Source organism: Microcoleus sp. D3_18_C4 (genome assembly GCF_036702355.1).
GTDB lineage: Bacteria > Cyanobacteriota > Cyanobacteriia > Cyanobacteriales > Microcoleaceae > Microcoleus.
The window spans coordinates 18,086-31,123 of record NZ_JAUBTF010000072.1 but is presented as its reverse complement, the minus strand read 5'-3'; the positions used below and the strand labels follow the sequence as shown (position 1 = coordinate 31,123).

The 13,038-nt window shown below is 46.5% G+C and carries 9 protein-coding genes and 1 pseudogene; all 10 read left to right on the top strand.

Annotated features, from left to right (window positions below; genetic code table 11):
* Positions 1 to 420, top strand: a pseudogene (locus QUA90_RS25910) (hypothetical protein); the annotation flags it as partial.
* 218 nt (positions 421 to 638) lie between these two features.
* Positions 639 to 1,724: a hypothetical protein gene (locus QUA90_RS25905; protein WP_333316143.1), complete on the top strand. Its 1,086-nt coding sequence runs from the start codon at positions 639 to 641 to the stop codon at positions 1,722 to 1,724.
* A gap of 238 nt (positions 1,725 to 1,962) precedes the next feature.
* The gene (locus QUA90_RS25900) at positions 1,963 to 2,559 is read left to right on the top strand and encodes a hypothetical protein (RefSeq protein WP_150111742.1); all 597 of its coding nucleotides are present in this window, start codon (positions 1,963 to 1,965) and stop codon (positions 2,557 to 2,559) included.
* A 169-nt stretch (positions 2,560 to 2,728) separates the two neighbouring features.
* Entirely contained in the window at positions 2,729 to 4,747 is a 2,019-nt protein-coding gene (locus QUA90_RS25895; protein WP_333316141.1) for a hypothetical protein, read from the top strand.
* A 109-nt stretch (positions 4,748 to 4,856) separates the two neighbouring features.
* Positions 4,857 to 5,609 (top strand): hypothetical protein, encoded by a 753-nt coding sequence (locus tag QUA90_RS25890; protein ID WP_333236866.1) that lies wholly within the window; start codon positions 4,857 to 4,859, stop codon positions 5,607 to 5,609.
* Positions 5,610 to 6,174: 565 nt separating this feature from the next.
* The gene (locus QUA90_RS25885; RefSeq protein ID WP_333316139.1) at positions 6,175 to 8,511 is read left to right on the top strand and encodes an ATP-binding protein; all 2,337 of its coding nucleotides are present in this window, start codon (positions 6,175 to 6,177) and stop codon (positions 8,509 to 8,511) included.
* A 203-nt stretch (positions 8,512 to 8,714) separates the two neighbouring features.
* A complete protein-coding gene (locus QUA90_RS25880) occupies positions 8,715 to 9,470 on the top strand; it encodes an AAA family ATPase (RefSeq protein WP_333316136.1) in 756 nt (251 codons plus the stop codon).
* Positions 9,467 to 10,408, top strand: coding sequence for a ParB/RepB/Spo0J family partition protein (locus tag QUA90_RS25875; RefSeq protein WP_333316134.1), 942 nt, complete (start codon positions 9,467 to 9,469; stop codon positions 10,406 to 10,408). The genes QUA90_RS25880 and QUA90_RS25875 overlap by 4 nt, the downstream gene beginning before the upstream one ends.
* A gap of 377 nt (positions 10,409 to 10,785) precedes the next feature.
* Positions 10,786 to 11,766, top strand: coding sequence for a hypothetical protein (locus QUA90_RS25870; RefSeq protein WP_333316132.1), 981 nt, complete (start codon positions 10,786 to 10,788; stop codon positions 11,764 to 11,766).
* The gene (locus QUA90_RS25865) at positions 11,763 to 12,512 is read left to right on the top strand and encodes an HIRAN domain-containing protein (RefSeq protein WP_333316130.1); all 750 of its coding nucleotides are present in this window, start codon (positions 11,763 to 11,765) and stop codon (positions 12,510 to 12,512) included. The genes QUA90_RS25870 and QUA90_RS25865 overlap by 4 nt, the downstream gene beginning before the upstream one ends.
* The last annotated feature ends 526 nt before the right edge of the window (positions 12,513 to 13,038 follow it).

Genomic DNA, 13,038 nt, shown 5'->3' with positions numbered 1-13,038 from the left:
GTCAGTGAAGCCAATAAAGCCACTCTCAGTAAAGAAGCTCAACAAAAGCAAGCTCAGATGAAAGAAATTGTCCAGCAAAACGTAGAGCAAACTCATCGCGAGAGCCAAAATTCAATGGAATTGGGTGCTGATTCAGAAGGTCAAGATGTCACACAGAACATTATGAGAAACATATCTCAACAAAGTGCGATCGCAGCTAAGCAAGCAGCCTTATCAGCAGAAAATCAAAGTGCCTTAGTCATGCAGGGCCAGCAAGCTCAAATCGATCGCAGTTTTGCCAACATTCTCAACGCTCAACAAGCTGAAGAACTCAACGAAATTAACACAGCCCAGAGACGGCAGGATGCTGCGGCGGCTACAGCTTCTTCTACTCAAGCCGGACTCTTTCAAATGCCGGGAGGCATCACCCTGGGTGAATAAGGGGAGTGGGGAGTAGGGAGTGGGGAGTGGGGGAGGGGGAGAGGGGGGGAATGGGGTGAGAGGGAGAGGGGATAAGGGTTTCCTGTTTCCGCTTGTCCCGCTTGTTCTCTCCCACTCTCCCACTCTCCCACTCTCCCACTCTCCCCCTCTCCCTCTTTCTCCCCCTCTCCCACTCTCCCTCTCCCCTTCCCCTTCCCCTTCCCCCTCCCCTTCCAAAGATGCTGACACAACTAATCGCCCAAACTAGCACAGCAGGACAAGCCCTGGACACTCTCTCTGACGCCATAGAAGTCTCTCAAAAGACCGTCGAATCGTGGAATTTAGTTTGGTTTAACACCTTCAACACTCAAGAATCCTCTCTCTGGATTGCCTTAGTCAAACTAGGACTAATTCTAGCGGGAATATCTGTTACTTACCTCGCTGTCACCAGTGGCAAAGAAATCATCGAAAAACAGTCTTGGTCAGAGCTAGTAGCCATGTTTATCTGGCCACTCGTAATTGTAGTATTTCTCAGCAACAACGGTAAAGTCTTAGCTGAAAGCGTCAAATTCATCAAAGCTGTAGGCAGCACTCAAGTTCAAGAAATTATGAAAATTCAAGTCGGAGAAATGACCTTCAGAACTGCCCTGAGCGACGTTAACCTCACCAGTGCTGGCAAAGAAGAAATCGAAAAACTCTACAGCGAATGTCAGGGCAAAGTTGGCTCAGCTTTAGTGGAATGTTGGAACAGCAAAAAACAGCCCGCTCAACAAATCCTCCAGGCAGCCGAACAGCAAAATGGAGGATCTCTCAAAAGCTTGCAGCGATTTGTCGAAAACTTAGGCAATGTTGCCAATCTTCAGGATATAGGAAATGGCGATTTTGCAGGACAAGTTTTTAGGTCTACTGTCTTGCCCATCATTCGCTTAATTCTTAGATCAGTACAGTGGGCATTTGTCAATATTTTAGAAGCAGCCTTGTTGCTAACAGCTTTATTCGGGCCTCTGGCAATGGGTTTATCACTATTGCCACTACAAGGAAAACCTATCTGGGCTTGGCTAATAGGATTTATGTCGTTATTTGGAGTGCAATTGGGGTACAACATCGTCGTTGGATTAGTCGCTGTAGTGATTGTCAATTCCGATGCAGAGTTAGTTACAGATATCGCCTTTTTATTCTTTTTAGCTGTGTTTTCTCCCGTTCTAGCCGTGTTAATAGCCAAGGGTGGAGGAACTGCTTTGTACAGTGCGATCGCCAATAGCACCAAACAGCTTACAGATATTGCCAGTAACGCGATCGGCGTTATTGCTGGAAAACTGATCTAGGGCAAGGAAATTCCGATAGCTTTTTCTTCACCGAACCGAGTTGTTACTCACTACTCAAACCCAGTTTGCCAATCCATTCCCTCCCTATCTCCCTATTCTCTATCCCCATCTCCCCATCCCCTTCGATCATATGAAATTCCCACAATCACAACCCTTACTCCCTGAATCTAAAAACACCTTAGCCTTGTGCTTTGTTCTACTAACAAGCTTTGTTTTCCTCCTGACAATTACTGTTTTAGTGAATACAGTCAGTTTGAGAGCCTTATCTCAAAGAAAAGTTACCTTTGTCCAGTTAAAAGACGGAACCGCAGCACGAATTGCAGAACAAGATGAACTGTACAGAGAGCCGAAAATCATCCAAAATTTTGTATCCAGTTGGGTAAATTTAACCTGGGCTTGGTCAGGCAAAATTCCCGGCACAAATGACCCAGACCCCGGCATTAAAGTTAAAGGTTCCCAAGTTCCTACAACTGCTTGGATGGGTTCCTTGATGATGGAATCAGAGTTTGGTAAAGCTTCCCTGGTCGAACTTGCCAAACTCGTTCCCAACACCATCTATTCAGGAAAAACCCGCTCTGGAGTCTATATCTCTCACATCTCAGAACCGAGAGAAATAAAAAGAGGAGTTTGGGAAATAGATGTAATTGCTACTCGCGTAGTGCTAGAGCAAGGCATTGGAGAAAGCCGAGAACAGTTTAATCGAACCTTCACCGTCAAAGCCGTAGAAATTCCCAAATCCCCTCTCAAAGAAAACGCTAATGAATTAGAGAAGACTATTCACTCTTTGAGAGCAGCCGGATTAGAAATTTCCCGAATTGTCGAATTCAAACCATAGAAGAGGAAAGAGACATGGAAAGGGGCCGAACCGGCAAGTGGGTAAATTTAAAAACCTACCGTAACAACTAAATAATTTAAACATTTAGTATGTTTCATACCTTTGCTTGAAGTCTTCTCTCTTTGCTTTTTTATGTACAGTTAAACACAACACATTCAACTCTAAAGCCATGACTAACAAAAGAAATGGATTAACCGAAAATCCAATTAATACCACTCCTGATAATAGTACCACTACAGCCAATATGAATCATACAACTGCATCAAGTGAATATACCCCTAATAATGATGACGATAACATCAATTCCCCTATTTCCCCTTCTCCAAACCCTTCCCCTTCTGACGATGATATTGATGAAAACTTCATTGCTAATTTCGACCCCAATGCACCCCTAACACTTGAAACTCAATATCAACTCGCTCAAGATGAGGAAAGACCACTGCCCCCGCCTGTTTCCGAAAGAGGCGTTCCTAGAGCAGTGACAATACTGCTATTGACTGGTGGAATACTATTGCTAGGACTGCTGATTTGGCAATTTATCAAGCCTAAATCACCTCGCGAACCTATCGCACAATCAACACCAAAAGAAAGCTCTTCTGGCACCATTAAAGATGAAAAACCGGAGTTGCTGGCTAAATTAGCTTACCAAGACCAACAAAAACTGTTAGCCGAAAAACCGCAAAAAACCGCAAAACCCAAAACAGAACCGTCGCCCAAACCGTCAAGAGCCCCACGAAATCCGCGAACTCCGCGTCTAGTCGCTACCCGGAGCGCTGCACCGCCACCTACTCCTCTACGCGAACCCCTACCCGCACCCAGAACAGTAGTGCGGACGGTAACAGTACCCGCACCCATACCGCAAAGAACACCCGCGCCCCCACCAGCCCCCATACCCAAACCGTTAATACCCCCACCTTTAATTCCAACTCCAAGAGAAGAAAAAATCGACCCGTTTGAGCGGTGGAACCAACTCGCTCAACTCGGACAAATTAGGGGAAATTTTGACCCTAACCGAATAGCGAATGCCGTGAGTGCAACACCAAGCACTCCAGCGACAACAAGTGCTACCGCCGCCGCTCTGACAAAGCCAGCTCCAACAACTGAATTCCTAACTGTCAATATCGGCAACCAAAAGTCGCAACCCTCATACGTTTCTTTCGAGCAAATCCCAGAAAAACTATATAGCCACCCAAATAACGCCAGCGGGGAAAGGCTACACCCGGAGTTTCCTGCAGGAGAGGACAGCCTCGAAACCACCGACAACTCCCAAAACTCAACTAACCAATTAACTCCGGCTGCCCTTTCTCCCCAAACAAGTTCCGATTTTACCGATAACCCAATCGAGACTGCGACTCGACTGAGCGAGTCCCAAACATCCTTGCCCGATACAGAATTTCAAACCCTTTCCCCAGAAACTGCTCCAGAAGCAGAAGCCTTAACAAATTCCCCAACCGCAGAACAAGTCAACTCTCCAGGGGTAAAAGGCATTCTCAACCGCACGCCCCAAACGGGCTCAACCTCCCAAACAGCTCAGGTTCCCCTGGGCACCACAGCCAACGGCGTAGTTTCGATTCCCCTGCTGTGGGATGAAAGCTCAAACAAACACCAGGGAGACAAATTTGCCGTCACCCTCACAGACAACGTAACGGCAACTAACGGCTTTATTGCTTTTCCAGCCGGCACAGTTGTCATTGCCAAAGCCAGCACCGTCAGCAAAACCAATCGCATGGTACAAGCTAGTGCTGTGGCGATTGTCTACTCTGATAGAAACGGTCAGATTAAACAGCAGCCCATTCCAGAAGGCGCAATTTTGATTGCAGGAGAGGGCGGGCGGCCGTTGATTGCTTCAGGCTACTTCGACCCAGGTTCCGATGTTGCCGGACAGGATATCCTCACCGCAGTGCTGTCGGGAGTTGGACGAGTCGGTCAAGTGTTCGCAGAGCCTAAAGTCAGGAGCTCTAGCAGTATTAGCGGTAGGTTTGGGGGCAGTACAACCACCGTTGAAAGTCGAGACCCCCAAATTTGGTCAGCCGTCCTCGATGGCTTCTTCAGCCCCCTGGCAAAACGGATGGAAAGCCGCTCAGATAGAGCAACTGAAGAACTTTTAAACCGCCCCAATGTAGCTGTGGTTAATAAAGGAACCCCGGTTTCTATTACTGTTAACAGCTTTCTCAACATTTACCGATAACCAAACCGTCGGTAAACGGTTAAGTCGCCCCAACGCGACTGCGGCGATTAGTAAAGGAAATCCCCGTTTCTACTGTCAACAATTTTCTCCACATCAACGAATAACTGCCATGACGAATCGCATCCAATCCCCAAGAATGCTTTCCCTCGGAGGGCTTTTGTTCACAGCAGTGTTCGCTACTGCAAGCTACCCCGACTGTGCTTTTGCTCAATCAAGAGTAACAGGCTATCAAACTGTGGGTCGAGATATTGCCGTCAATAGTGCGATCGATATTTTAGTCTATCCCGGTCGCGCGAGTACGATCGACTTCAGCTCAACCGATGAAGCTCTCGCCTACGTTTTAATTGCCGACCCCTCAAAAATAGTTTTCAGCACCGACGCACAGTTGGCAAGCGGCCAAGCCAAAACTGTTTTCTTGCGTCCCATTCAAGCGCTCAATTTTCCGGGAGCTACCACAGCTACCATCACTAACCTTTCAATCAAAACTGTAGATTCAAAAGGGAAACAGCGACTTTACAACTTCAACATCGTTCCTACCAACAAAGAACCAGAACACTTAGGAATTCGCATCGCTCCCGTCACCCCAAGAATGGAGCCGACTGTGAACGTTGATAGAGGTCGCGCCCCCGCAGCATCAGATGTTGAAAAAGGATTGCTGATTGCCATTCAAAAAGGCTACACAGCAGCCAGCGACCCAGTAGTCTACAGCGTGCGACAATTTTTAGCTCTAGTAAGAAACCACAATCTATCGGCGGCCGATGCTGCTGCACGAGCCGGAGTAGACTTGTCTGTGATTGTCGAGCTAGCCAAAATAGCTTTTGAAGAATCAAACTACCGTTCACACAAACCTACTCATATCTAACCAATGTTAGACAGAGTTAGGTAAGTGCATTCGTTCCGGAGTCAAGCACAAAGCGGGAGCAACGGCAATCCCATCAATTTAAAATCTCAAATCTCAAATCTCAACTTGTTCCAATTACCCATTACCCATTACCCATTACCAGTCTAGAGCGGCTTTAAGTACGCAACTTGGGTTAGTTGAGATGCAAATCCTCTCCTCAATACTGCCAAGCGGGAGCCAGTGTCGCTAACCGCTCGCTCTGAGAACTTATGGCTTTTGACTGATTCAGATTCGTTTGAGGCTGCGCTATTAATAGGAATTAGTCAAACAGCATAACGAGACCGAGCGGGGATGGTGAATGAGGAGAGGAGAACTCTTCTACTTCTGGTGTTACTCCCCTCTGAAGAAGAACGTTTTTTTCCTCATTCCCACTCTCTTTTTTTAACCAATGTTCCGCCCAAAAAGCTCAGTTCAAAAAAAGTCTGCCCTCCCGCTGCGCGTTGTGCTTACAGTCCCCAACGCTCTCCTGATTTCGACTTTACTATGTCTGACGGGATGGCTTTCTTTTCAAACAGGGCGGCAGACAATGAATGACTTAGTTGCACAGCTATTGGCAGAAGCAACGAGCCGCATCTGGGACCGCCTTGACAACTACTTAAAAGAACGGGTTGGGAAAGGAGAAGGGAATTATAATAAAATGCAAACTGGTTCGGTGAACCAACTTCGCCCAAGTCAAACAGCCGGAGTCACAATCAAACCAAATGGGAAAAGAAATGGGTCAGACTCTCCAAAAACAATATTGCCTCAACAAAAAACAAATCCTGCTTTTCCCACCCCAACCTCAACATTCAACTTGCACGATTTCCACATCAGCCCTAACTGTCAAGCCTTTATCTTAGACCGAGAGGGACATTTAGTTGCTTGGAACGAGGTAACTGAACTAAAACCGTCTATTTCTGTTGACTCCCAGCAGCGAATTCGCGCCCAAGCTCTGCAACAAAAAGTAATCCAGCTTTCAACAGAGTATTTGCTTAAACATTATGGCAGCCTCGCTGCTATTAACAGCAGCCAAAATCTTAACTTTACTGCCAGCAACTCTAGATACTTACTGCAAGTCAGACCTTTTGAAAACTCTTCAAGCTTAAACTGGCTGATTGTAGCAGTTGTCCCTGAAACCGATTTTACGGACAAAGTTCAGGCTAACACCCGCAACACTATTTTGCTCGTAATGCTGGCTTTGGTTCTTTCTATCTGCCTTTTGCTGTCCATTTCCCTAAGAATAGAACAGCGGCTGCTGCGGTTAATTTCGGCAACAGAGGCGATAGCTGGTGGCGACTTCGACTCAACAGTTTCAGGTAGCGGCGTTGCCGAACTCGAAGCCCTAGCCTGTGCTTTCAAGCGCATGAATTTCCAGTTAAAAGCATCTCGCCAGCGGTTAGAAGAATATTCTGGCGATTTAAAGCGGCAAGTTGCACAGAAAACAAAGGAACTAAAACAAGCTAAAATTGCCGCCGAAAGTGCCAATCGCGCTAAAAGTACCTTTCTGGCTAATATGAGCCACGAACTGAGAACGCCTCTGAATGCGATTATCGGCTTTGCCCACCTCCTTGTAAACTCTAAAAAAACTGCACCGGAACAGCAGTCGAGTTTAGATATTATCAATCGCAGTGGCGAGCATTTGTTGAAACTAATCAACGATATTTTGTCGCTGTCTAAGATTGAAGCTGGTCAAATTACCCTCGAATCAAATGCTTTTGACCTGTACAGTTTGCTCAATGATATAGAAGGGATGTTCCAACTCAAAACTCAATCGTCGGGGTTGCAACTTGTTTTTGAACGCAGTTCAGATGTACCGCAATACGTCCGAACTGATGAAAGCAAGCTGCGCCAAGTTTTGATTAATCTGTTGGGTAATGCTGTTAAATTTACTGAGGCGGGTAGGGTGAAGCTGACTGTAAAATGCCTTCAGTTGCTGGCAAAAAAACCGCTATCCAAATTCTTTCTCCAGTTCTCTGTGAAGGATACAGGCCCAGGCATTGCCCCTGACGAGGTTAGCCGTTTGTTCAAGCCGTTCGTGCAAGCGGATGCTGGCAGAAAATCGCAAACGGGAACGGGTTTGGGATTGCCAATCAGTAACTCTTTTGTGAAGCTGATGGGTGGTGAAATTAAGGTCAAAAGTTCTGTGGGGAAAGGAACGGTTTTTAGTTTTTACGTTAAAGTCAGTCATGCTACTGAGAGCGAAGTTTATGACAGACTGCCGCAAAAACGAGTGAAGGGGTTGACACCTAACCAACAAAATTATCGCATTCTGGTAGCGGACGATGAGTCGGCAAATCGGTTGCTGCTAACTCAGATATTGAAGTCGGCTGGTTTTCTTGTGTGCTTCGCGGATAACGGAATTGAGGCTGTTAAATTGTGGCGAAAGTACAAGCCGGATTTAATTTGGATGGATTTGAGGATGCCTGTTTTAGACGGTTTTCAAGCTACTCAAAAAATTAGAGCTTTGCCTGACGGTTCTAACACTAAAATTATTGCTTTGAGCGCTAATGCTTTTGTTAAAACCCAGGAACTTGCCTTGTCGAATGGCTTTGATGATTTTGTTGCCAAACCGTTCCGAGAAACAGTAATTTTTGAGAAGATGGCGCTTCATTTGGGAGTTCGCTATATCTATGAAGAGGAGTCGCCAAGGAAGTCTGAACAGGATGAGCCTGTTATGCAACTGACTCCTGAGTCGCTGTCTGTGTTGCCGAGGGAGTTGATTGAGAAGCTTTATAAAGCAGCCGCTTGTGGAGACGAGCAAGCGGTAAGGCTGTTGATTGAGCGAATCCCCCTGTCGCAGAAGCCTCTTGCTGTGGCTCTGACTAAATTAGTTGATAATATGAGCTTAGATATTATCAGCGATTTAACTCAACACTACCTTTGAACGAACCCCACCCAAATCCAAGATTATGAGTATGGACTGCGCTCAACATCTCTGCTCAGTGCTAACTGCGATAGTTCAATGCTAACTGCGATCGCAGTTTTCAGAGGCGGTTCTCAAAGTTATTTCAAAGATTAGCCTAGAATAAGCCGCAGTCCACTAATATTGTTGTTGAATCAACACGTTTATTGCGTGCTTAAAAATAGATGAGCAAAATTATTGCGCTGTTCAACCAGTCAGGCGGTGTCTCCAAAACCAGTTTGACAATGAATTTAGGCTACCATTTGGCGAGGCGGAAGCAAAAAGTCTTGTTAGTAGATATGGACCCCCAAGCCTCACTTACCACCTTCATGGGCTTGGAGCCATCTGAGTTACAGGAGACTGTCTACGAGTCTATTATGAACGGTTCTGACGCGGCGCTCCGCAAAAACCTTCACAACATGGACTTGCTTCCTTCCAATATTAATTTGAGCGGAGCAGAGCTGGAACTGGTGGTGGCTGACATGAGAGATAGTCGGCTAAAAGAAGTCATTGACCCCCTGAGCTCGCACTATGACTTCATATTGATAGACTGCCCTCCTTCGCTAGGCATCCTATCCTATATCAGTCTAGTTGCCTCCACTCACGTCTTAATTCCGATTCAGACTGAATATAAAGCTCTCAAAGGAACCGAATTGCTGTTGCAAACCATTGCTCGCGTCAGGAAACGCGCCAATCGTTCATTGCAGATTGCTGGAGTGATTCCGACGCTGTACGATACCCGTACTGTACAGGCCTTTCAAAGTTTGCAGTCAATTACTACTTCTCTGGAGAAGATTGGTGCGATTTACCCTGCCGTGCCTCGGACTGTCGCTTTCGCCGATGCGTCACAGCAACACGTACCTCTGGCCGTGTACAATCCAAAACATCCAGCCGTCGCCGTACTCGATACTATTGCACAAGGACTCTTAGCTCTGGCATGAATCAAAAGCGCGACAGTCAGCCTTATCAAATCAAAGGGGTTGAGGCTCTATTAGGAACCAGCGACAGCGAAGATGCCGCATCCTCCCTAGTCTCCATAGACACAATTGTCTTGCCCCAGCAGCAGCCACGCCGCTATTTCGATCCGACAGCTATGCAAGAACTGGTGGAGTCAGTCAAGCAGCTAGGGATTCTGCAACCGCTCCTGGTACGCCCAATAGATGGCAACAAGTACGAATTGGTAGCGGGAGAACGGCGCTATCGAGCCGCTTCGTCGTTAGGTTTGACTGAGATTCCTGTTGTGATTCGGGAACTGACAGACACAGAGGCTCTGCAAATTGCACTGCTGGAGAACTTGCAGCGGGAAGATTTGAATGCGATTGAGGAAACTGAGGGAATTCTGCAATTGCTGGCAATGAAATTGAACTCTACCTCTTCGTCAGTTATTGCTTTGCTCGGAGCAGCCGCGCACCCGGAACGCGCCGGTGTGGATAACGTTATCCACAGCTCGGAGTGGGAAATAGTAAGCGATATATTTGCACTCGTCGGGAAGTACACTCCAGAGAGTTTCCGAACCAATCGCCTCCCGTTGCTGAACCTGCCAGATGATGTGATTGGAGCGCTGCGGAAAGGACAGATTGAGTATACTAAAGCCAGAGCGATCGCCCGAGTTAAGGATAGCTCAGAGCGCTCCCAATTGTTAGAAGAGGCGATCGCTCTCGACCTCTCCCTGACCCAAATCAAACAGCGCATTGCCGATTTAAAAGCGAAAAGTACAGGGGAGGCGACTGCACCAAATCACTCACTTAAAAGTCGCGTAGATGCAGCTTATGGCAGAGTGAAAAAGTCTAAGGTTTGGGATGACCCCAAAAAGCAAAAGAAACTAGAGAAGCTGTTAGCTGAACTGGAAGCTTTGGTGGGTGAGGGATTGGAAAAATGAAGCTGATTTTAAAGTAAAACTACATGAACTACCTACACTGTGCCTTGCGGGTACAATGTAGGCTTCTGTTGTTTTAGGAAAACTCCAAAAACGCTCTAAATTCCTTGGGCTGAACACGCCTTTGAGGCGGTTTTTATGGGTTTAAAGCGAACGACCTCAAAAAAGAGCTTTTCGAGGCGTAAGGTTGCTGCAATCCGATCGGCTGCTGGTGTCCGATCGCTACAATATGTCAAATGGGTTCTATAGCAGTCGTCATACTGCTATAGACAAGGTAGGGTTCATGAATGACCCCTACCAGACTTTGTGTTCTAACCGACGAAAGCGGTTGCTATATTTGTGAACTGCGAGTGCGGCGAAAGAAATAGGTTAAACAATTTATGCCTGATGAATTTCCCATCATTATTGTCACCCCTCAAGCTTACGAACTCTCCAAGACTGAGGCAATGGGAAGCAAGTATAAGTTTTGGTTTGAACACCCAGAACTCGGCCGCTGCCTGTACAAACAAGCAAGACTTGATTTAGGCGAAGATTGGGCAGAAAAAGTGGCCTCCGAATTGTGCGAATTACTGGGAATTCCTCATGCTAATTATGAACTGGCCGCCACGAGTGAGGGGAATCTCGGTGTAGTCTCTTCTTACTTTTTGCCTAACGGTGGCACCCTCGTTCACGGTAACGAACTTCTTACTCCCATCGTGCCCAATTACCCCACCTTTGCAACCTACAACCTGTCACAACATACAATTGATCTAGTGTTGAGAATTATCTCTGATGAATCTGTGAACTTACCCATTGGTTGGACAGTACCCAGTGGCATCCAAAAAGCTGTAGAAGTGTTTGTCGGCTATCTTCTGTTAGATGCGTGGATTGGCAATGGCGATCGCCACCACGAAAACTGGGGTGTTGTCCGAAATAAGGCAGTGCCTACTACATCCGAAACAGCACACCTAGCACCCAGTGCATCCGAAACAGTAAATCTAGCGTCCACTACATCCAAAACAGCACACCTAGCACCCAGTTACGATCATGCTTCCAGTCTGGGGCGCGACCTCTCAGATCGACAAAGGCAAAAACGCTCAGTAGAGGCTTATGCTAACAAATGTTTCTCAGCGTTTTATGGCAGCGTTGATGATAAAAAGCCTCTCAAAACAATTGATGTATTTGACTGCGCTGCACGTCGATTTCCGAATGCAGCGCATATATGGCTTGAGCGACTTGAAAGTATCTCAAAGGCGAATATGGTGGATATTTTTAATCGAATTCCTAACACTCGTATCTCACCGATTGCAGCCGAGTTTGCCCAAAAGATTCTTGAATTCAATCAACACAGACTGCTTAACTTGAGGAAAACGCTACCGTGAAAACACACTCAACGCTTTTTTTGGCTTGGCAAGATCCAAACAGCCGTTCCTGGTTTCCCATTGGCAGGCTAACCTTTGACGGAACCAACTACCAATTTACCTACACGCAAGGCGTTTTAGAAGCTCAACAGAAGTGCGGTTTTGAACCCTTGCCCTCGTTTCCGCGCTTAGGTGAAGTATATACATCAACCTACTTATTTTCCGTATTTGCTAATCGGTTGATGCCGACAAATCGCCCCGATTACTCAAGTTTTATTCGGTGGCTAAATCTTTCTCAAAATGAAAGCGAGCCAATTGCCATGTTAGCTCGCAGCGGTGGGCGGCGAGAAACAGATACTCTAACTGTTTTTCTCATTCCTGAACCAGATTCAGAAGGGCGGTATCGCCTTCACTTTTTCTTGCACGGACTGCGGTATTTGCCACCCTGTGCAATTGAGCGAATTAACCGCTTAGAGACAGGAGAAAATTTGTGGTTAGCTCACGAATTTCAAAATCATTATGATTCTAAAGCATTGACTTTAAATACAGAAGACCACCATATTGTCGGGTATTGTCCGCGATATTTGAATAGTGAGATTTTTGAAGTTCTATTGAGGAATCCCAGTTTGGTAGAGGTGCACGTAGAGCAAGTCAATCTACCGCCGACACCACTCCAGTTTCGCCTGCTGTGCAACATAACGGCTCAATGCTATGATGACTTCCGCCCATTTTCAAGTCATGAATATCAGCCCCTCAGCAGCTCTTAGGTACTGGAAAACCCCCGCAACTCCGAGTTAGACTCCTCTTGACCAAATTGAGCCAAACATTCATCACCGCAAGTCGCTCAGGAGCCTTTTCGCAATCCGGCCTGCTCGATCGGCGCTTTCTTCCCCAATCCGGTCTCACCGGAGTGCTACTGATGTTGACTCCCGCTCCCACGATCCATTCGTAGCAGGCTTGCCCCTCAAAGAGGATAGCTCTTGGGTGCTGAAAAGCCCCTGCAAAGATTGGGATTTACTCAGTTGCAGTTCTTTGCCCCACAATGTCCGACCTCTTTGCTATTATATGAGGGCGTTGGTTACTGACCCTGCTGTTGCTTGAGATGAGGGTAAAAGGAGAGTCGGATAGCGAGTTTGTAAACCAGTTTCGTGGGTGCTTGGGATTAAAGTGTACTCTATTCACCTGCAATCTGTTGTAACTGTAAGCTCGACACCGACCTCCTGAGATGGTTTATTTTGGCGAACATGAAATGATATTTTGAATCATTCTACTTGTATGAGAATAATTTATCCC

What these genes read in the sequence shown, in the direction of transcription:
- QUA90_RS25905 (WP_333316143.1), top strand. Translation starts at nt 639, where the DNA reads ATGCTGACACAACTAATCGCCCAAACTAGCACAGCAGGACAAGCCCTG.
- QUA90_RS25895 (WP_333316141.1), top strand. Translation starts at nt 2,729, where the DNA reads ATGACTAACAAAAGAAATGGATTAACCGAAAATCCAATTAATACCACT.
- QUA90_RS25890 (WP_333236866.1), top strand. Translation starts at nt 4,857, where the DNA reads ATGACGAATCGCATCCAATCCCCAAGAATGCTTTCCCTCGGAGGGCTT.
- QUA90_RS25885 (WP_333316139.1), top strand. Translation starts at nt 6,175, where the DNA reads ATGAATGACTTAGTTGCACAGCTATTGGCAGAAGCAACGAGCCGCATC.
- QUA90_RS25880 (WP_333316136.1), top strand. Translation starts at nt 8,715, where the DNA reads ATGAGCAAAATTATTGCGCTGTTCAACCAGTCAGGCGGTGTCTCCAAA.
- QUA90_RS25875 (WP_333316134.1), top strand. Translation starts at nt 9,467, where the DNA reads ATGAATCAAAAGCGCGACAGTCAGCCTTATCAAATCAAAGGGGTTGAG.
- QUA90_RS25870 (WP_333316132.1), top strand. Translation starts at nt 10,786, where the DNA reads ATGCCTGATGAATTTCCCATCATTATTGTCACCCCTCAAGCTTACGAA.